Consider the following 18,846-nt stretch of genomic DNA (forward strand, 5'->3'; position numbering starts at 1 on the left):
GGATTTGCAAGGTGGCAGAATTGCAAGGCGAGCGAATTTCCGGCGCAAACGGATTTCTGGCCCGGCAAGTTTCCGGCGCGGGCAGGTTTGCAAGGCGGCAGAATTGCGGCAAGGTTAAAGAGAGAATATTACTGCCATATACGGTATAAACGTAGGAAGAGATCCCCGCGCATCGCGAGATCGCCACACTATCCTTAACCACAACTGTAGAAACAATTAGCAAACTAGCAGGTGTCCCTCATGAATCAACAACCGCCCTCGTTTGAACCTAAGCGGCGCCGCCCGCGCCCTAACCAGGCGGGCGCCCAACGGGTCGCGCGCGGCGGGGCAGCTGCTAATTCTGGCGCTGCGAATGCTGGCGGCAACCCTGGCGCTTCACGGGCCGCCCGGCGCGAAGAACTGCGCCGCCGGCAAGAAAAACTAGCACGCGAACAGCTTCCCGATCCGCGCTGGCAACAGGCCCCCAGCCCACGGGCAGAATGGCGGCCGAGCGCGCAAATGGAAGAAAATCTCACGGCAGCCGGGCAGCGGGCCGGCGCCCCGCGCCGGCCCGCTGGTCAGGTGCGGCGCACTTCCATTATGGGGAGCGAAAACAACGCGAACGCCACGCCCGGGAATATCTACGGCGATCCGGAATTCTTCGGCGATGCTTATGCGCCTTCCCGGCGCGGCAGTGCACAGCCGGGCGAAGACGCATCGGCTGGACTGTCCCAGGCTGATGCGCGCGCTGCGGGCAAACGCTATGCCGGCTCGCAACCACCGGCTTTCCTCCCGGGCGGCCAGGCGGCCCGGCGCGCAGACGATGCTGCCGCGCAGCGGGCAGGTGGCCCGGGTGAACACGGGTGGCCCGGCGCTGGCCCCGGCGCGAGTTTCAGCTCCCACCCGCGGGCGAGCCAAAACGCCGGCGTAGGTGCCAATTCCGCCGGGCGTTACGGCGGAGGCTATGGCGCGGGCTACAGCGGCGGGCCGAGCGCAGGTAGTGGCGCGGGCTCCAGCGTCGGCACCCCTGGGGCAGCGGCAGCTCGCCGCCGGCCGCATTGGGGGCGGCGCGTTTTGCTGGTCTTTTTGCTGGTAATCGCGCTCGTGGTGGCTTGGGTTGCATATTTGTACGTTTATGGTTCGGGAAAAATGAACCATGTGGCCGCGCTTAGCAATTCCGGCAACACTCCCGGCACCACGTACCTAATTGTGGGTTCGGACGCGCGGGAAGGCGATTCGGATGTAGATGGTGCCGGCGCGGTTGGGGCGATTAGCGGCCACCGTGCCGATACGATCATGATCTTGCACGTCCCCGCCTCCGGCACCACTTCCCTAATTTCTTTGCCGCGTGATTCGTATGTGGAAATCCCCGGCCACGGGCATGGCAAACTCAATTCTTCTTTCGCGCTGGGTGAGGAACCACTTCTCGTGGCCACGGTCGAAAACCTTACGGGCCTGAATATTGATCACTACATTCAGGTTTCGATGGGCGGAGTAGCGAACCTGGTAGATGCGGTAGGCGGCGTCAACCTGTGTTACGACGCCGATGTTTCGGATGTTGATTCCGGGATGGAATGGACGGCCGGCTGCCATGATGTGGATGGTTCCACCGCCCTCGCATTTTCCCGTATGCGTAAATCTGATCCGCTGGGCGATATCGGGCGGACCAACCGGCAACGCCAAGTCATTTCGAAGCTGATTTCCAAGGCCGCTTCCGCTTCTACCCTCGTAAATCCCCAGCGGCAACGTGACCTCGTAGGTGCGGCGGCCAGTGCGCTAACCACCGATGAAGATAGCTCCCTGCTAGACCTTGGCCGCGCGGGCCTGTCCTTGCGTTCCGTGCTCGGCGAATCCGGGGTTTCCGGAGTGCCACCCATCGCGGATCTCAACTACCGTGCCAACGGGCAATCCAATGTGTTGCTCGACCCGCAGCGCACTCCCGAATTCTTCGAAAAGGTACGCCAAGGTACGATCACCCAGGCCGAAGCCATAGGTATCGATATCCAGCCCTAACCTCTCCGGCTCGCTTACACTGAGAGCCGTGGCAGTTAGCGCAGGTCTCCAGAAACTGGTCGATAAGTTCCTTAAAGGCCAGTCTTTTCGTGAGTGGTTCATCGAGTTTTTGCAGTTTTGCACGGTTGGGCTCGCTTCCTACGTGGTAGATGTAGGGCTCTTCAACCTGCTCGCGCACGCCGGTATCGTGCAGCTTCCCGGTGATCCGTCCATGACGGCGAAAACTATTTCCGTCAGCGTTTCCGTAATTTTTTCTTGGGTGGCCAACCGTTTGTGGACTTTCCGGAAGGTGCGCACTAACAATAAACCACGCGAGTTCACCCAATTTGCGCTCGTGAATATTGGCGGGATGCTGATTGCCTTGGTTTGCCTGGCATTTTCGCGTTACGTGCTGGGCTTACGTTCTGCCCTGGCCGATAATATTTCCGCCAATATCGTTGGCCTGGTGCTTGGCACTGCCTTCCGGTACGTCATGTATAAAACCGTGGTCTTCGCGGCGCCGGCCACGCCCGCCACAGATAAATAACGCCCCGCACCTGCCACAGATCAGTACCGCCCCTCAGTACCGACCGGCCACACCGTCCAGGGGTTCCGCACCACCCGCCACGCTGTCCAGGCTGTCCAGGCGTTCAGTAGCGTCGCCGCCGCGCGCCCACAGAAATTACGCCTCCGCTGGGCATTACTCGCCGCGGATCTAGTTCTTCGGGCAGGGCACGGAGCGAGAGCGTGAAAATCGGGGGCTGTTTTTGTGTTAGTTCCAGCCGCCCGCCAAAGCTTTCGGCCATATCGCGAGCCAGCGGTAGGCCTATCCCGGTAGAGCCGCCGGTAGAAAAACCTTTCGTGAAAACCGCTTCGGCAATTTCTGGGGCCACCCCTTCCCCTTCGTCAGCCACGCTGATTACGGCACCTTGGCCCACATTTTTCGAACTCACCGTGGTGGTTCCCGCTCCGTATTTGAGGGAGTTTTCTACCAGGGTGGCAATAATTTGGGAAAGCCCGGAGGGGCTGGCTAAAACCGGGCCGTGGCTGGCCGCCACGAATTCCACTTTCCGGCCCGCGGCTGCAAAAGCCTGTTCCCATTCCGCTTTTTGTTGCGCGAAAACCGGTTCTAGCGCCACCGCTTCCGTGCCCGCGCTTTCCTGCCGGGAACGGGCCAGCAAATCGTCAATAACCTGCGTGAGCCGTTCTATTTGTTCCAGGCATTGGGTAGCTTCCTGGCTTACCGCGGCGTCGTCGGAAAGATACTGAATTTCTTCTAACCGCATGGAAAGCGAAGCGAGGGGCGTGCGCAACTGGTGCGAAGCGTCTGCCGAAAACTGGCGTTCGGCGGAAAGACGCCCCGCGAAACGGTCGGCGGCACGCTGAATTTCCTGGTACACAAGATCTATTTCTTCAATCCGGGAAGGTTTCATGCGCGGGCGGGTTTGCCCGGCACCGAGCTGTTCCGCGGCGGCTGCCAAATAGATCAGATGGGCGCTTAGTTTGCGCGATTCGCGGCGTGCCACGACGACGCCGAACAGCCCGCCCACCACCAGACTCACCAGAAAAATACCGATGGCCAGGCCGATCACGGCGGTGGGCCGGTCCCAACCGGTACGCGAATAGTGGTCAAGAAGCAGCAGGAGCGGTATACCTGTACACGCTCCCGCTACGCCCGCTACCGTGACGCAGAGTAATACTGCGCGTAACCGCATTAGCGGTCCTCAAACCGGAAACCCACTCCCCGCACGGTCGAAATATAGCGCGGGTGGTCCACGTCGTCTCCGAGTTTGCGCCGCAACCAGGAAATATGCATATCGAGCTTCTTCGTGGATTCGGCGTTTTCCGGGCCCCAAACTTCTTGCAAGAGTTCCTCACGGGAAACCGCATTGCCCGCGTTACGAATAAGTACCGAAAGCAGGTGGAATTCTTTGCTGGTGAGCGGAAGTTCTTTCCCGTTTTGGGTAACCCGGTAAGCGGCCGTATCAATCACAATGTCTTGAGCAGCTAATTCGTGCGGCGCCGTTTCGGGAGGATCAGTGCGGCGCAAGAGTGCCCGCACGCGAGCCAGAAGTTCGGCGAGCCGGAAGGGTTTGGTCACGTAATCATCGGCTCCGGCATCCAAGCCCACCACCATATCGACTTCTTCGCTACGGGCCGTCAAAATCAAAATGGGGAAAGTGAAACCATTTTGGCGAGCATACCGGGCCACTTCCAAGCCGTCCATATCCGGCAGGCCCAAATCGAGCACCATCAAATCCGTACTTTTCCCCATGGCTTCCACGGCTTCTTTGCCAGTTGCGGCCAGGCGAACGGTATATCCTTCGCGCGATAAAGCGCGAGAAAGCGGCTCCGAGATAGCCGCGTCATCTTCCACTAACAAGAGGTTCGTCACATGGTCAATTCTAAGGCAGATGCGGCTGAAAATCAGTATCCGCAAAGTCTTCATCAGCCGCGGCCACGCGCCGCAACTCCACTACTGCCACTTCCCCCAAGCCTTGCAACTCCGGCGAACCCACACCGATAGCCATAAATTGCCCCTCGGCCACCATCTGCAAAATCTGGGCCACTTGCTTGGAAGTCAGGATCGTGCCCGGGCTGGCCACGTCCGCCAAACGAGAAGCCAGGTTCACCGGCGCGCCAAAAACATCACCGAAGCGGGCCAATACCGGCCCCCAGGTGAGCGAGGCACGCACGGCCGGCATTTCGGGTATCGCCCCCAAGGCGTCTACCACGTCACAAACCACGTTCGCACCGGTAACGACGTCGTCGGCAATAAACAGGAAGGCATCGCCGAGGGTTTTCACCACGCGCCCTCCGCCGCTGACGATAACGTCTCGGCAGGTGTAGTCGAAGGCCTCAATCAGGTCCATAAACTCGCCTGGGTTGAGCCTTTCGGTACGGCTCGTAAAGGACACCAGGTCAATAAAGCCGACGGCGCGGTTCAGCTCCAGGGAATCCACATTGGCCGTTTCCAGTTGGGAAAGTTCGGCTTCGGAGCGGCGCAGCAAGCCCGCTAGCTGGCGGCGCCATGAATAAGTGAGGATTTCTTGGAGCAGGCGCTCGTAGTCCATGAAATGGTCGAGCACCCAACTGCGGGCCTCTACCGGCGTGAACCCGTATTCGCGGCCGGCCAGTTCCACCAAAGTTTCTTGCTGCCACTGCAACAGCCGGTCTGAAGTGTGGGAGCTGGCCCGCAAAAGTGCATTCACCGCCACCTGGTTGAGGGAACCTTCCTCGATAACCTCCGCGCAGCGAGCCAGTTCCATAATGTCCAAATTGGTGAAAACCCGCTCGTTTTCGTCAGCAATCGTGGGGAAACCCAGAGACAGCCACATGCGGCGCACGGCTTCCGCACCCATACCCGTGATTTCGCCAGCTTCCCGCAAAGTATAAGTAGGTTCGCCGCCTTCCAATTGACGCACGTGCCGGCGCACCCGTTCCGAACGCGGCCCGCCGTGTTTTTCATCGAGCACACCACCATCTTCAAAAGCTTCAACTTGGCTTTTAGCAATCCGTGCTGATTCATCAACATCGGTGGTGTGCAAACGGCCGGGCCGGGTAGCGCGGCGGCGCTCCTTTTCCGCAAAACGTGCAAAATGTTCCGTTTTCCCCGCATTTTTGAGCGCCTCTGCACCGTTCGCGGGGCCCGGGCCCATCACTTCGTCAATCAAACGTTGCGGGGAAACCAATTTGGGGCTTGCCGGCGCCTGCGCACCCGTAGTAGTGCTTGCGGAGGGTGCCGTAGGCGCTGCTTGTGCGGCGGCAGCTGGCTGCGCGGTGTTAGCTGGCTGCGCGGTGTTAGCTGGCTGCGCGGTGGGCGCCGGATGCTCTGAAGGTGTATGCCCTGTATGCGTTGCTGCGGCTGGCGTGGCTATACCTTGCGGCAACGCGAATTGTTCCGGCAAAGCACTCCTCCCTTCAAACACGTTGGTCTTCAGAATGTTTACTGCTGAGTTCTACTAGAAAAGCCTAGCACGCCGTGGTACTCATCACACACTACTTTAGCGGTTCATATTTTTCCTGCAAGCCCTACCTGCAAGCCCACCCGCTAAGCCCTACCTGCAAGCCCCACAAGCCAAAGCGAAGCGGAACGACTATTGTAAAGGAGTGCAGACAGAACGTGAATTTACCGCAATTGATGCGCTTGCGGAACGCTATTATCAGCAAAAGCTGGATACTTCGCCAGAAACCGTAACGTATACGGGCATTGCTGGCGCTCCGGAAACCCAGCTGGATGATGTTTCGCCAGACGGAATCGCTGCCCAGGTTGACCTGGCCCGCGCCACCTTGCGCGAGCTTGCTACTTTACCGGAAGCGGACGCTACCGACCGCGTGACGGCGGCGGGACTGCGCGAACGGCTGGGCTTGGAAATTGAATTGTTCGAAGCTGGCGAATCGGTGGGCGAGCTGAACAATTTGGCTTCTCCCGTGCAGGGTATTTCCGAAGTTTTCGATGTGATGGCCCGGGAAACGCGGGAGGATTGGAAAACTATCGCGCAGCGTTTGCAGGCCGTGCCCGGGGCGCTAGCTGGATATCAGACCTCGCTTAGCCTCCGCCTAGAAAAAGGCCCGGTTTTCCCCTTACGGCAGGTAACGCGCTGTATTGAACAGGCCGAACAGGCAGCGAGCCCCACGGGTTCCTTCGCGAAATTACGCGAGGCGGGCATGGCGGCCCAGCCGGATACCGCCCGTGCTTTGCAGGCCGGGGAGGAAGCGGCGCGGCGCGCTTACGGGGAGCTTGCCCAGTTCTTACGGGAACGGATCGCCCCGCACGCAGTTACGTACGACGCCGTCGGCCGCGACCGTTACGCCCTCCACTCTCGCGAATTCTTAGGCGCTACGGTGGATCTGGATGCCGCCTACGAATGGGGCTTGCACGAATTGCGCCGCATCGACCGGGCGCAACGCAAGATCGCCAAAGATTTGTATGGCGATGGGGTGAGCGTGCGAGAGGCTATGCACCGCCTCGACCAAGAAGAGCGCTACACCCTCAACTCGGTGGCAGAACTGCAGGCGTGGATGCAAAAAACCGCGGACGAAGCAATGGAAGCGGTACAAAAGTATTTCGATATCCCCGAACCGATGCGGACGATTGAGTGCATGATCGCCCCTTCGGATTCCGGCGCAATCTATTACACGGGACCTTCCGATGATTTCTCCCGGCCTGGCCGCATGTGGTGGTCAGTGCCTACCGGGGTTACCAAGTTCTCCACGTGGCAGGAGAAGACGACGGTGTTCCACGAAGGCGTGCCCGGCCACCATTTGCAATTGGGCTTGGCGGTCTATTTGAAGGGCATGCTCAATACGTGGCGGCGGCAAGCCTACTGGGTTTCTGGGCATGGCGAAGGTTGGGCTTTGTATGCCGAACAGCTCATGGCCGAACTTGGGTTCCAATCTGATCTGGGCGACCGCATGGGCGTTTTGGATTCGGAACGGCTGCGGGCGGCCCGGATTATCGTTGATATGGGCGTGCATCTGGGTAAAGACAGCGGGGATTGGGCCAAGTTCGCGGTCCAACCGGCCGGTTCTGCCTACGAGCCCGCCCGTACCGGCAAGCCCTGGGATCATGCCAGTGCTTGGGAATTCTTGCGCGAAAACGTGGCGATGGAAGAATCCTTCCTTGCTTACGAGTTGGATCGTTACCTGGGTTGGCCCGGCCAAGCTTCCAGCTACAAGATCGGCCAGCGGATTTGGAATGAGCTGCGCGATCATGCCCGCGAAGAAAAAGGAAGCGCCTTCAATCTTAAGGATTGGCATATGCAAGCACTGTCTTTGGGCGGTGTGGGCCTCGACGTTTTGCGGCAGGAGCTCGCATGAGCGAGGAAGAAAAAGCACCCGAAACTACTCCCCCGCGCCCACCTAAAGACCGGGCAAATGTTTTCCCCGGGGTGGGCCCGGCCGGGCCCGGCCCTGCGGACGGCCCGGTATTGCCGCGTTTGCAGTTGCTTTTAGCCAGCCAGTCCCCGGCCCGCCTCGCTACTTTGCAGGCCGCGGGCGTGGAACCGCTGGTACAGGTATCACATGTGGATGAGGAGGCCTTGCTGGCGCGTTTGGAACGCGGCGGGGCCTCCCCGGCCCAAAAAGTACTCGCCCTAGCTTCCGCTAAAGCGCGTGCTGTAGCTGGCGCTTTGCCGGCAGCGGCGCAGCCGGCCGCCGATTTTGTGCTGGGTTGCGATTCTATGTTTGAATTTGCGGGCGAAGTGCACGGCAAACCCCATTCTCCTGCGGTGGCGCGAGAACGGTTGCGGCAAATGCGTGGCAAGTCTGGGGTTTTACATACCGGGCACTGTTTGGTGCATGCCGGAACTTTGCGTTCTTTGGGTGCTGTTTCCCATGCCCGTGTGCATTTTGCTCCGCTCTCCGATTCGGAAATCGACGCTTATATTGCCACCGGGGAACCGCTCGAAGTGGCCGGCTCTTTTACTACCGATGGCCGGGGCGGGCCTTATATTGAAAAGATCGACGGCGATTATCACGGCGTCGTCGGTCTCTCTTTGCCGCTACTGCGCCGCATGGCCGCTGAATATGGGCTCTCTTTCACCCAGTTTTGGGCGGCGCCGGCAACCCCGGCACGCGGGGTTCTTCCCGCGTGGACGGCGCAACTTTTGGCTTCCACGCGGAAGGGCCGCTACAGCCACGGCGCGGACGGGTTTATGCTCAGCCAGGACGGCACGCGGCATTGGGGTATGAAAGGCGCGGCTGGAGTGGCGGCGTTCCGGCGCACCGCGGCCGGCCGGTTAGAACTTTTAATGCAGCACCGTTCGCAGTGGTCGCACGGCGGCGGAACCTGGGCGGTAGCTGGCGGTGCCATTGAATGGGATGAGACGCCGCGCGAGGGCGCTCTGCGCGAGTTCGGGGAAGAAACTGGGATCCCAGCTAGTGCGCTCTCTATTTGCGCCAAGCACGTGGCAGATCGCGGTGATTGGCAATACACCACTTTCGTGGCACGTATAGACGGTGAGGTGAGCCCGGTACCCGACGCTGAATCCATTGCTTTGCAGTGGGTGGATATCGACGCCGTCGAATCGCTGCCCCTGCTACCGTCCTTTGCGGCCTCCTGGCACCAGGTACGCGCCCTCGCGGCCAAAATCTAGCCCGGCTAGTGGTGTGTGAACCCCGTAGGAACCCCGTAGCCGCCGGTTGATTGGGCGGCTACGGCCGGCTACGGCGCAGTGCACGCCTACCGGGCAATGCACGCATACCTGGCAATGCACGCCTACCGGGCGGGCGCAAAAGAAAGCCGGCGACATGGGTGCTCTAGCCCGCCGGCATTGTGGACGCTATAGCCCGCCGGCGTCGCGTGAGCGTTATAGCTCGCCGGCGTCGTGGGCGCGGACCATTTCCGCGTTCGCGTCTGCCGGCAGGTTGGCAATATAGGGCGGGTCGAAATCTTGCGGCCCGACTTCTTGAGCCCCACCCGGGCTGCCCAAATCAGTGAAGAATTCGGCGCTGAGCTCTGCAAATACATTCCACTCTGCGGGGAGGTCATCTTCGTAATAGATTGCCTCCGTGGGGCACACAGGTTCGCACGCCCCGCAATCCACGCATTCTTCCGGATTAATATAGAGCATTCGGTTACCTTCGTAGATGCAATCCACCGGGCACTCATCGACGCATGCTTTGTCTTTGACGTCGAGGCACGGCATCGCAATTACATAAGCCACCGGTCCACTTCCCTTCTCGCTACTTTTTCACTCACTACTAAGGCTAGTTCTTCTACTACGGCTAGCTCACCGCGCGGATACTTGTGTTTCTCGGCAGTGCCGTCTGCAAGCAACTTGGCCGTGCCGTCTGCAAGCAACGCGGCTGCCTACGTTTTCTGCGAGCAGCATTGCTGCTCGTGTTTCCTGCAAGCAGCATTGCTGCTCGCGTTTCTTGCAAACACCGCAGCTGTCCCAGTATTCCTGCGCTTGGTACCAAACGCGAAGTAGGTTTCCGTGCAAGTCACACGGCTGTCCGCGTTAGCCTAGCTGATTTCGCGGGCTCGGCACACCCCTCACCTTAGTCGCAGGTGCGCCCGTTGACGGGCTGGTAGGTCCAGTTGTACGAAGAATCCTCAACCACTGTCCCTTCCGGGTCGGTAACGGTCCGCGCCACCGTGACGGTGAAACCAGGCCCGCCCCGGCCCTGCGGTTCGCAACCCGGCCCAGAATCTTGCACCATCGTGGGTTGGGTGTAGTTACGCGGCGCCGAAGTCGAAGTCTTCACGTCAAAATACTTGGTGGACCAAAGCTTAGTAACCACTTGGCCGTTCGCGATATAGCTGTCAATCACCGCGCCATAGGGCGTGCGATTGCCCCACACCATATCGATCGAACCTTCCCACAAAGTGGCTTCCCGGCCCATCGGATAGCGCTCAAAATACTTCGAATGCGGCTTGTGCTGAATATCTTCCATACCAGCCAAATAACCAATATTGAAAGTATTCGTAGACAGCTGGGACAGCCCGCCGCCCAGCGCTGTGTCATTGAAACCGTTGGCCACCACGCCCGAATCCACAAAACCATTCGCGTGCGTAATCGGCCCCAAAGTTTGCAAGAGCGAGAACTTTTCGCCCGGCTTGACAAGCGTGCCCGCTACCTTCTGGCAACCGACCCGCAAATTCGTGGTACGTACCGAATCGCTAGTGAGCGGCGTCGAAATTTCTGCCACCACTTCCTTGATCCCCATCTTTTCGGCATCTTCCGTGGTGAACGACGCCGGACTTGCTTCCACTTTCGGTGTAGCTTCCCGTTCCGCCGCTACCGTTTTGATTCCCACTTGGGAAACCTGCGCTGCCAGATCCGCATCATCAATCGTCTGCCCGTCCACGGAAGGAATAATCGTGGGAGTGGTGTGGTCCACGATCTCGATGCGCGCGTCTTCACCCGGCTTCAAAGCATCCGGCAGTTGCTTGCGCACTTCATCTCCCAAGATTTTGCCGTCAAGTTGGAGTTGCAGGCCCGCCTCACCGGGAGCAAAGCTTGCCGCCTGGGCGAGGGTGGCAGGTTGGAGCACGGCTTGGGCTTCTCCCACCTTGACCCGTACATCTCCGGAAACCAGCGGTGTGGCTAATTCGTTTTGCGCTTGGGTGGCCAGGGCATCCGTAATTTGCGGTTCGCTCCGCTGGGCCACCAGCTCCACATTTTCCTGACCCTGTAGCGGGCCATCCAAGAGCGCCTGCCGGGCAACATCTGCCGGCACGGCCGCCCCCGACTGGCTGGGCGTGATCACCGGCGCAATCCCCTCGTATTGCAAGGTGGCATTTACAGCCGGGGTGCCGGTGCTCGCCATGAGTTCTTCGGTGTGCGCGGCAAGTTGAGCTTCGTCAAAAGTGTATACGGGCGCAAGTTCATGTTCGCTTACAAAGTGAGCCCACACTTGGCGCGGATCCAAAGAGAATTCAGTCAAGCCCCGCAAAGTCTGCGGCACGTCTACTTGTAAGCCGTAGCTTGCCGGATTGGCCGTATAAACCTGGCCATCTACCAGGTAGGTAACGTCCCGATTGAGCCGTTCTGTAAACGCGCTGGTGAGGGTAGCTTGCGCCGCCTCGGGATCGAGGCCACCAATTTCAATACCGGCAACTTTCGTATTCTGACTCACCCGGCCCGAAGCATAATATGCCAGGCCCGTATAGGCCGCGGCCAACAGGATAATTAGCGTGAGCACTACCCACGGCCAGCGCAAACGTCGCGCAGGCGCATTTGCTACCGCAGGTGCCGGCGCGGGCGCGGATCCCGGAGCGGGTGCCGGAGCAGGTGCGGACGAGAGGCCGGGCGCGGATGCCGAAGCGGATGCAGGAACTGGGCGAGCGCCGCCTCCCGGAGCTGCGTTCCCTTGCAATCCTGGTGCTGGGTAGCCACCATTCGCATAAGCGGCATTCGGGTAAGCCACAGTTGGGGCTCCCGCGCTGCCCGTTGCGGAAACCGGATAGGCCGCGGCCGGATAAGCGGCAGTTGGCGCGGTGCCCGCGCCGCCGGCCCCAGGGGTAATACCGGCAACAGGTAAAGCTTGCGTGGCCTCGCTATTGGCCTGCGCGCGAATTTCGCTACTCAGGCTAGCGTAGGGAGAAACCACCGGCAGTTTTTGTGTTGCTGCCTCTGGCTTTGCCGCCGCTTGCGTGGCTACCTCAGGCATTGCCGCCGCTTGCATGGCCGCCTCTGGCTTTGCCGCCGGCCCGGTCTCTGGTGCGGCAGCTGGTTGCGGCTCCGGAAGGAGCATCGTTTCCGCAGCAGGTGTTTCAACAGCCGATGTTTCAACAACAGCAGGCGTTTCCGCAGCCGGTGTTTCAGCAGCCGACTTTTGCGTTGCGGCATTTTCCGTTTCGGAGGTGCGCCCTGCTTCGGGGGCTCGCTGTGTTTCAGAAGTACGCTCTACTTCGGGGGTTGGCCGTGCTTCGGGCAGGCTCTCGGTTTGCGCAGTAGCACCCTCCCCAGCTTCCGGGGTCGGCTTTTGCGCAGCGGCTCCTGCTGGTACAGCTATATGCCCTTGTGCGGCGGAACCCCTCGTTTCAGCGGCTGCTTCCGGCCGGTTTTCGGGCACCGAGTGCGGAAGGTTTCCGTCTTTTTCAAAATCTGCCACTTCAACTCCCTCTGCTACGCGCCAGATTCTACCTTTTTACGCCGCGGTTCCCCCGTTCCCACGCACCTGGATCTCGCGGCGCGCAGGGGCGGGCGCGGCGCACCTTGCAGACGCCACCGCGCACTCGCGTGCTGCTTCTTATTAGCCCTGTTTTGCCATATTCGCGCCGGAGTTTTCCTGCTGCCGGTAAAGCTCGCGCTGCTCTCGCCGAAGATTGCGGCGGCGCCGCACGGCATATACCACCAGCGGTGCCACCCCCGCGATGGGCGCAAGCACAAGCCAAATATTTGCCAGCGTTGCGTTCACCAAGACGACGTCGTTCGCGGGCGCCCGCCACATAAAAGCAAAGGTGAGTGCTTCGGCCACCACGTAATAACTCAACCAGCCCACATTCTTGCAGGTATCGAGCGTATACCAGGCGCCCGTGGCGAGCACCGCGAAAGCAATGATGGGGCCTACCCACATCATATTGAGAGTCAATCCGGGTAGGCCGGCCATTCCGCCATGCGTCACCACACCCAAAATGCCCGCAAAGGCACCCAAAATTGCGCCCATAAGAGCCCGCAACCACACCGGCTGGGATTTACTCCGCGCGTATGGATCTTCCGGCAGGGCCGGATTAGCTGCCGGCACGGCGGAGCCTGCTGGGAACCCCGGTTCTACCGGTACACCGGCGCCCACCGGCACGCCGGCCGGCAGGTTCGGGTTTCTGGCCGGCGGATTTCCCGCTTGCGGGCCCCCGCTCTGCCAATTTTCAAGATGCGAGGCCCCGGCAGGCAGGTTTCCAGCAGGCAGGTTTCTGGCCGGCGAGTCTCCGGCAGGCGGTTGTGTATGCGCACCAAAGGTCATAGGTCTCAGCCTAGCCAATCCCTACTTCTTCGCGGCACGCTTGCGCCGGCCAGCCAGCTTGCCGCGTTCCACCGCGGATAGTTCGACCTTGCGGATGCGGATCTTCTCCGGAGTTACCTCAATGCATTCGTCATTGGAAGCGAACTCAATGGATTCTTCGAGGGTCATTTGCCGGGGTGCCTGCAAGACTTCCATCACGTCCGCCGTCGCCGAACGCATATTCGTCATTTCCTTGGCCCGCACCACGTTCACGTCCATATCCTCATCGCGCGGGTTTTCGCCCACCACTTGGCCTTCATACACTTCATCGCCCGGGGAAACGAAGAAAGTACCGCGATCCTCCAACCGCAACAGAGCATAAGACGTAACTTGACCGGCTCGGTCGGCCACCAAAGAACCGGTGGCGCGCGATTCGATCTCCCCCATCCACGGCGCATACCCATCAGAAATGGAAGCCGCAATACCGGTACCGCGAGTTTGGGTGAGGAACTGGGAACGGAAACCGATCATGCCGCGCGCCGGAACCACGAATTCCATCCGCACCCAGCCGCTCCCATGATTCGCCATGGTTTCCATGCGTCCCTTGCGAGCCGCCATCAACTGGGTAACGGTACCCAGGAATTCTTCGGGTACATCAATCGTGGTCCGCTCCATCGGCTCATGGAGTTTACCGTCGATCATGCGAGTCACCACTTGCGGTTTACCCACGGTCAGCTCGAAATTCTCCCGCCGCATCTGTTCCACCAAAATCGCCAGCGCGAGTTCGCCGCGGTCTTGCACTTCCCACACGTCCGGCCGGTCGGTAGGCAAAACCCGAATCGAAACATTACCCACGGTTTCTTGCTCCAGGCGGGCCTTTACTTGCCCAGCGGTGAGCTTGTGGCCCTTCCCGCCCTGGCCAGCCAGAGGCGAAGTATTAATACCAATGGTCATGGAAATTGCGGGCGGATCCACGTGGATGGGCGGGAGCGGGCGCGGATCTTCCAGATCCACCAAAGAATCGCCGATCGTAATCTCATCAATACCAGCCACGGCCACAATATCGCCCGCATAAGCGCTCTGTGCCGGGCGACGCTCCAACCCTTCGGTTACCAATAGCTCAGAAATCCGCACGGAAGAAATCTGCGGGGCGGTACCGTTGGTGCCGGCTGCCGCAGCTTTACTTTCCGCGTGGTGTTCTTCCGCGCTAGTTTGTTCTTCAATACCGTCCACAATTGCCTGCGGGTGGCGTACCCACCCCACCGTGGTGCCCTTTTCCAGCCGCCCGGAGTAGATACGCAACAATGCGAGCCGGCCCAAGAAGGGCGAGGCGTCCAGATTGGTTACCTGCGCGGCAAAAGGCGCGTTTTCGTCAAATTCGGGAGCCGGAATGTATTCCAAAATCGCCTTGAACAGCGGTTCGAGATCGGGGTTATCGGGAAGTTCGCCATCTGCCGGCCGCTGCAGCGACGCATAACCCGCCTTCGCCGAAGCATAAATCACGGGAACGTCCAAAAGTTTTTCCAGGGCTTCTTCATCCGGATTGTCCAAATCCGTAGCCAGCTGTAAAAGCAGGTCTGCCGTTTCCTCTTCCACTGCCGCAATCCGCGCGTCCGGCCGATCCACCTTGTTGATCACCGTCACCACCGGCAAGTGCGCTTCCAAGGCCTTGCGGAGTACAAACCGCGTTTGTGGAAGCGGCCCTTCCGAAGCATCCACCAGGAGTACAACGCCGTCGACCATCGACAAACCGCGTTCCACTTCTCCAGAAAAATCCGCGTGCCCGGGCGTATCGACCACGTTAATCGTTACCCCGTCCGGTGCCCCAAATTCGCTAGCGGAAGGCCCTCGGTAATGGATCGCCGTGTTTTTAGCCAGAATCGTAATTCCTTTTTCACGTTCCAGCTCCCCGGAATCCATAACGCGCGTACCGGTTTTTTCCGGGTTCGCGCGATCCCCCAGAGCCCCGCCCTGCCACAGCATGGCGTCCACTAGGGTGGTCTTACCGTGGTCAACATGCGCCACGATCGCGACATTACGAAGATCTTTACGAGTGCTCAAAAATGTGCCTTTCTTGCTTCCTCTAGCTTCCACTAGAAGCGGCGCGGTGCCGAAGGGAAGCGCCCAGGCCATGTTACTCGTATGCGGCAAGCCCCGGGCGGCGAGTGTTAGCAGTGTTACTGCCATACGCGTTACGCAGTTACAGCCGTACGCGTTACGCAACCTGATTTTCCGCTCCCGGCACGTAAAAATCCCGTACACGAAAGCTCGGTACGTAAAAGTAGCGGGCGCGGGATACGGTTCCGGGCAGGCGCGCAAGATGCGGCGGTTCCGGGCAGGCGCGCTATATGCGGTGGTTCCGGGCGGGCGCGCTAGCCGCAGGTACGACGCCGTACCGCGCGCCGGTAGCACTTTTACAGCGGTAGTGCCTGCAGGGAAAGGGCGCTAGTCCACCAGATTCCGAAACCCGCGATGGCCAGGCCGGCAAGGATGCCGGCAATGCGGTCCCAGGCCGGGCTGCTGGTAATGCGCTGGCCGGCAGAATTACGCGTAAGTTCGTGGAAGGTATCGCGCAGATCTTCGATGAGGTTGAATGCCGACCGGGTGGAGGTAGTGATATCGATGTGGCCAGAGGCGGTGACGGGAACGTCTTCTCCGGTGGCTTTGAAACGCGCCCCCACGCCAGTGGCGCCGAAGCAGCGCGAGCGGAAAGACCTCCCGCGCACATCCGTTACGGTGAGGCCAAAACGAGAATCGACGCTGCTGATTTGGGAAAAAGGTATCCGTACCGTGCGGAAAGTATTCCGGAAACTCACCGCTTGGTTGTCTATCGTCACTGCTGGCAACCAAAATCCGGCCCAGCCCAAAACGGCCATGCCGATACCGAAAATAGCGGTAGAAGGCACGTATTTCCAGCCCGAACCGGAAAAGATCTGTGCCACCACGGCCAAGATTCCCACCGCGATGAAACCAATAGCGGCCGCTTTTTGCGTTGCTGAGCGAAGACGATAGGTGGAGGACATGCCCGTAATCCTTCCACAGCCGGCCCGCCGCTGACTACCACTACATGCCGAAGGCCACCACCTTCTTTCCCACAGGCGAGTGCCCCGGCGGGTCGTGATCTTTTGGTCACTGCCCGCCGGGGCACTCGTTCAGGTTATTAGATTCGCGTTTCTAAGAGCGCTCTAGGCTTTACTTGCGCAAGGCGTTACTTCCGCAAGGCTTTACTTGCGCAAGGTGTTACTTGCCTTGCTTCGAGCCGTCCCATTCGGGAGCGTTCTCTACGAAACCAATCTTTTCCTTGAAATTAGTACGGAAGGAACCGGTGGAGTAGTTCGCCAGTTCCCGCTTCATGGCCGACTGCGAAGGGCCATTCAGTACCGGAATGAGGCCGTACTCCTTGAAAGCTTCCTTTTCGAGCTCATTAGCCTGCTTGATCTGTTCGTCCGGATCAGAGACCTTCGCCAATGCGTCGATCTTGGCATCCAGTTCCGGCGTACCGGTACCAGAGGTGTTAAGGCCGGAGAAGAGCGGAGCATCCGGCGAGTAGTACATCTGGCCGAAGTAAGCCACACCGAAGGGATCGCTCGAACGGAACCCGGAGAAGTTCATATCGAAGTCCTTGTTCTTCAACGTGGACGAGAACTCCGAAGAAGCACGCGAATCGATCTGCAGATCAATACCCAGGTCCTTCATCTGCTGCTGGATCACCGCGGCCATAGCCTTGGTGGTCTGGTTATCACCGAAGATAACGTAACGGGCCGAAAGGGGCTTGCCATCCTTTTCAAAGACGCCGTTAGCATTCTTCGTGTAGCCAGCCTCCTCGAGGACCTTCTTCGCCCCTTCCGGATCGTGCTTCACAACCGCGCTGAAGTTATCTTCGTAACCGGGCTGATTTGAGTAATACACCAAGGAGCCCGGCAGTTCTTCCGTGTAGCCCGTGCCCTGGAAGCGGACGTCCGCAATCGCGGAACGATCCACTGCCATAGATACGGCCTCCCGCACCTTCGGATCCTTGAAAGCATCCGATTCCGAGTTCATGAAGAGCATGAAATTCGCCGGCGTCATCGAGGTGTAGATATTGATGCCGCTCATCGGTTCCACCGCGGCCAGGTTTTCAGCGGTAGACACACCAGCTACTTCGATTTCCGAATTGGTGAAGGCGTTGATAGTGGCCTGGGATTCCATGGCCCGGAAAACTACCTTTTCAAGCTTGGGCTTTTCACCCCACCACTTCTCATTCGGTACGAAGGAGATCGTACCGTTCTGGAAGCTGTACTCTTCCACCTTGTACGGGCCCGCGCCCCACTCCGGCTTGATTTCGTTCTTGTAAGCGTTATTGAAAACTTCCGGGCTATCTACTGCGGGGTGCAGGATATCGTTGAACAGACCTTCCCACCACGGGTAGGCACCATCGAAGGTAACGACGACGTCTTTATCCGTATCACCCTTTTCCACGGACTTGATCTGCGAATAGCCATCCGTGCCATTGACGATGTATTCCTTGTTGGAGCCGTTATTCGACTTCCAAGTGGTCTGGAAAGCCTTGTAATCGATCGGCGTATCGTCGTTAAACTTCGCCTTCTCGTTGATCTTGTACTTCACAACCGTGTTTCCATCAACGACTTCCGAAGTAGCAGATTCCAGATAATTCGGGTTTGGAGCAAAGTCACCATTTGCTTCAAAACCGCTGATCTGCGGGTTGTACCATTGCCATACGTCACGCGTATCAGAGGTCATTTCCTGCTGGAAGACGTTCTGTTGCGAGGTCAGCTCACCCAGCGGGAGTCGCAGTACGCCACCCTCCTTGAGAGAGTCATAGTCGGCCTTGAGATACTGCACGCCATCAGCATTTACGATCTCAACGCCGCCGGTGCCTTTACCTGCACCTTCGGCGCCATTCGAGCTTCCCGATCCGCCTCCCGAGCAGGCGGTAAGGACCAGGGTTACCGCAGTCAGGGCCCCAATCAATCCTGTCTTTTTCATTCCGATTCCCTTCATGAAAGTTTTGGGTCTCAGCCAATAACGCGGGTTTGCAGCGCGCTACCTGTGACTTGAGGGGAATATTCCCAGCCACTTAAATGTCCATTCAGTAAGTATTAGGTATAGGTGAGCCCCATTGAGGGAATACGTTACCTGTAGTTTACTTTCTCATCTCTTTTGTCCACATACTGGACACGTATCTTTAAGATTTCGGGGAAAATCGACACCTACCTGCGGCTGCGGTACGGGAATGGCTACGGTATGAGGGAGCCTGCGGTTCGTGAGTAGTCACGTGTCCGAACAGCTACAGCGTGAAGGAACCTACGGTTCACGAGTGGCTACCGTATGGGAACCGGTCACGGTATGGGAACGAATATTATTCGTGGGCAGGTATTGCACGAGAGCAGCTTTTATTAGGCGGGTATGGCGGTGCCCCAGCGGTCGTGATAATTACGTATCACTACCGCCGGGGCACCGGGGTTTTATTGCTTTATGGCTGCC

Annotated in this window: 13 protein-coding genes; 4 read left to right on the forward strand and 9 right to left on the reverse strand. The window is 59.2% G+C overall.

Annotated elements, in window-relative coordinates; all coding sequences use genetic code 11:
* The first annotated feature begins 240 nt into the window (after nt 1–240).
* Nucleotides 241–1,992: an LCP family protein gene (locus BLT47_RS09610; RefSeq protein WP_256332574.1), complete on the forward strand. Its 1,752-nt coding sequence runs from the start codon at nt 241–243 to the stop codon at nt 1,990–1,992.
* A 28-nt stretch (nt 1,993–2,020) separates the two neighbouring features.
* Nucleotides 2,021–2,518 (forward strand): GtrA family protein, encoded by a 498-nt coding sequence (locus tag BLT47_RS06975; RefSeq protein ID WP_082159927.1) that lies wholly within the window; start codon nt 2,021–2,023, stop codon nt 2,516–2,518.
* Nucleotides 2,519–2,621: 103 nt separating this feature from the next.
* Here the strand turns inward: BLT47_RS06975 and BLT47_RS06980 are convergent, their stop codons facing one another.
* Genes BLT47_RS06980 through BLT47_RS06990 form a run of 3 tightly spaced genes read right to left on the reverse strand, consistent with a single transcriptional unit; the run spans nt 2,622 to nt 5,879 of the window.
* Nucleotides 2,622–3,686, reverse strand: coding sequence for a sensor histidine kinase (locus BLT47_RS06980; protein ID WP_074663156.1), 1,065 nt, complete (start codon nt 3,684–3,686; stop codon nt 2,622–2,624).
* The gene (locus BLT47_RS06985) at nt 3,686–4,366 is read right to left on the reverse strand and encodes a response regulator transcription factor (RefSeq protein WP_065414880.1); all 681 of its coding nucleotides are present in this window, start codon (nt 4,364–4,366) and stop codon (nt 3,686–3,688) included. The genes BLT47_RS06980 and BLT47_RS06985 overlap by 1 nt, the downstream gene beginning before the upstream one ends.
* 10 nt (nt 4,367–4,376) lie before the next feature.
* The gene (locus BLT47_RS06990) at nt 4,377–5,879 is read right to left on the reverse strand and encodes an adenylate/guanylate cyclase domain-containing protein (protein WP_074663159.1); all 1,503 of its coding nucleotides are present in this window, start codon (nt 5,877–5,879) and stop codon (nt 4,377–4,379) included.
* A gap of 202 nt (nt 5,880–6,081) precedes the next feature.
* Here BLT47_RS06990 and BLT47_RS06995 point away from each other — a divergent pair, with 202 nt between their 5' ends.
* Both BLT47_RS06995 and BLT47_RS07000 read left to right on the forward strand, forming a co-directional pair.
* Entirely contained in the window at nt 6,082–7,791 is a 1,710-nt protein-coding gene (locus BLT47_RS06995) for a DUF885 domain-containing protein (protein ID WP_074663161.1), read from the forward strand.
* Nucleotides 7,788–9,068: a Maf family nucleotide pyrophosphatase gene (locus tag BLT47_RS07000; protein ID WP_083330149.1), complete on the forward strand. Its 1,281-nt coding sequence runs from the start codon at nt 7,788–7,790 to the stop codon at nt 9,066–9,068. The genes BLT47_RS06995 and BLT47_RS07000 overlap by 4 nt, the downstream gene beginning before the upstream one ends.
* Nucleotides 9,069–9,281: 213 nt before the next feature.
* On the opposite strand, the gene fdxA is transcribed toward BLT47_RS07000, so the two are convergent.
* From fdxA to BLT47_RS07035, 6 genes are all read right to left on the reverse strand, one after another.
* Nucleotides 9,282–9,638 (reverse strand): ferredoxin, encoded by a 357-nt coding sequence (fdxA, locus tag BLT47_RS07005; protein WP_049618952.1) that lies wholly within the window; start codon nt 9,636–9,638, stop codon nt 9,282–9,284.
* A 337-nt stretch (nt 9,639–9,975) separates the two neighbouring features.
* Nucleotides 9,976–12,534, reverse strand: a complete 2,559-nt coding sequence (locus BLT47_RS07010; protein WP_074663164.1) for a VanW family protein — start codon at nt 12,532–12,534, stop codon at nt 9,976–9,978.
* Nucleotides 12,535–12,675: 141 nt separating this feature from the next.
* Nucleotides 12,676–13,383 (reverse strand): hypothetical protein, encoded by a 708-nt coding sequence (locus BLT47_RS07015; protein WP_074663167.1) that lies wholly within the window; start codon nt 13,381–13,383, stop codon nt 12,676–12,678.
* Nucleotides 13,384–13,404: 21 nt separating this feature from the next.
* Nucleotides 13,405–15,423, reverse strand: a complete 2,019-nt coding sequence (locus BLT47_RS07020) for a GTP-binding protein TypA/BipA (RefSeq protein ID WP_074663212.1) — start codon at nt 15,421–15,423, stop codon at nt 13,405–13,407.
* A 353-nt stretch (nt 15,424–15,776) separates the two neighbouring features.
* Nucleotides 15,777–16,385 (reverse strand): PH domain-containing protein, encoded by a 609-nt coding sequence (locus BLT47_RS07030; protein WP_065415531.1) that lies wholly within the window; start codon nt 16,383–16,385, stop codon nt 15,777–15,779.
* Nucleotides 16,386–16,602: 217 nt separating this feature from the next.
* Complete coding sequence (locus BLT47_RS07035) at nt 16,603–18,348, reverse strand: ABC transporter family substrate-binding protein (protein WP_143021807.1); 1,746 nt, start codon at nt 18,346–18,348, stop codon at nt 16,603–16,605.
* Nucleotides 18,349–18,846 lie beyond the last annotated feature (498 nt).

It is taken from the genome of Actinobaculum suis, assembly GCF_900102025.1.
Taxonomy (GTDB): Bacteria; Actinomycetota; Actinomycetes; order Actinomycetales; family Actinomycetaceae; genus Actinobaculum; species Actinobaculum suis.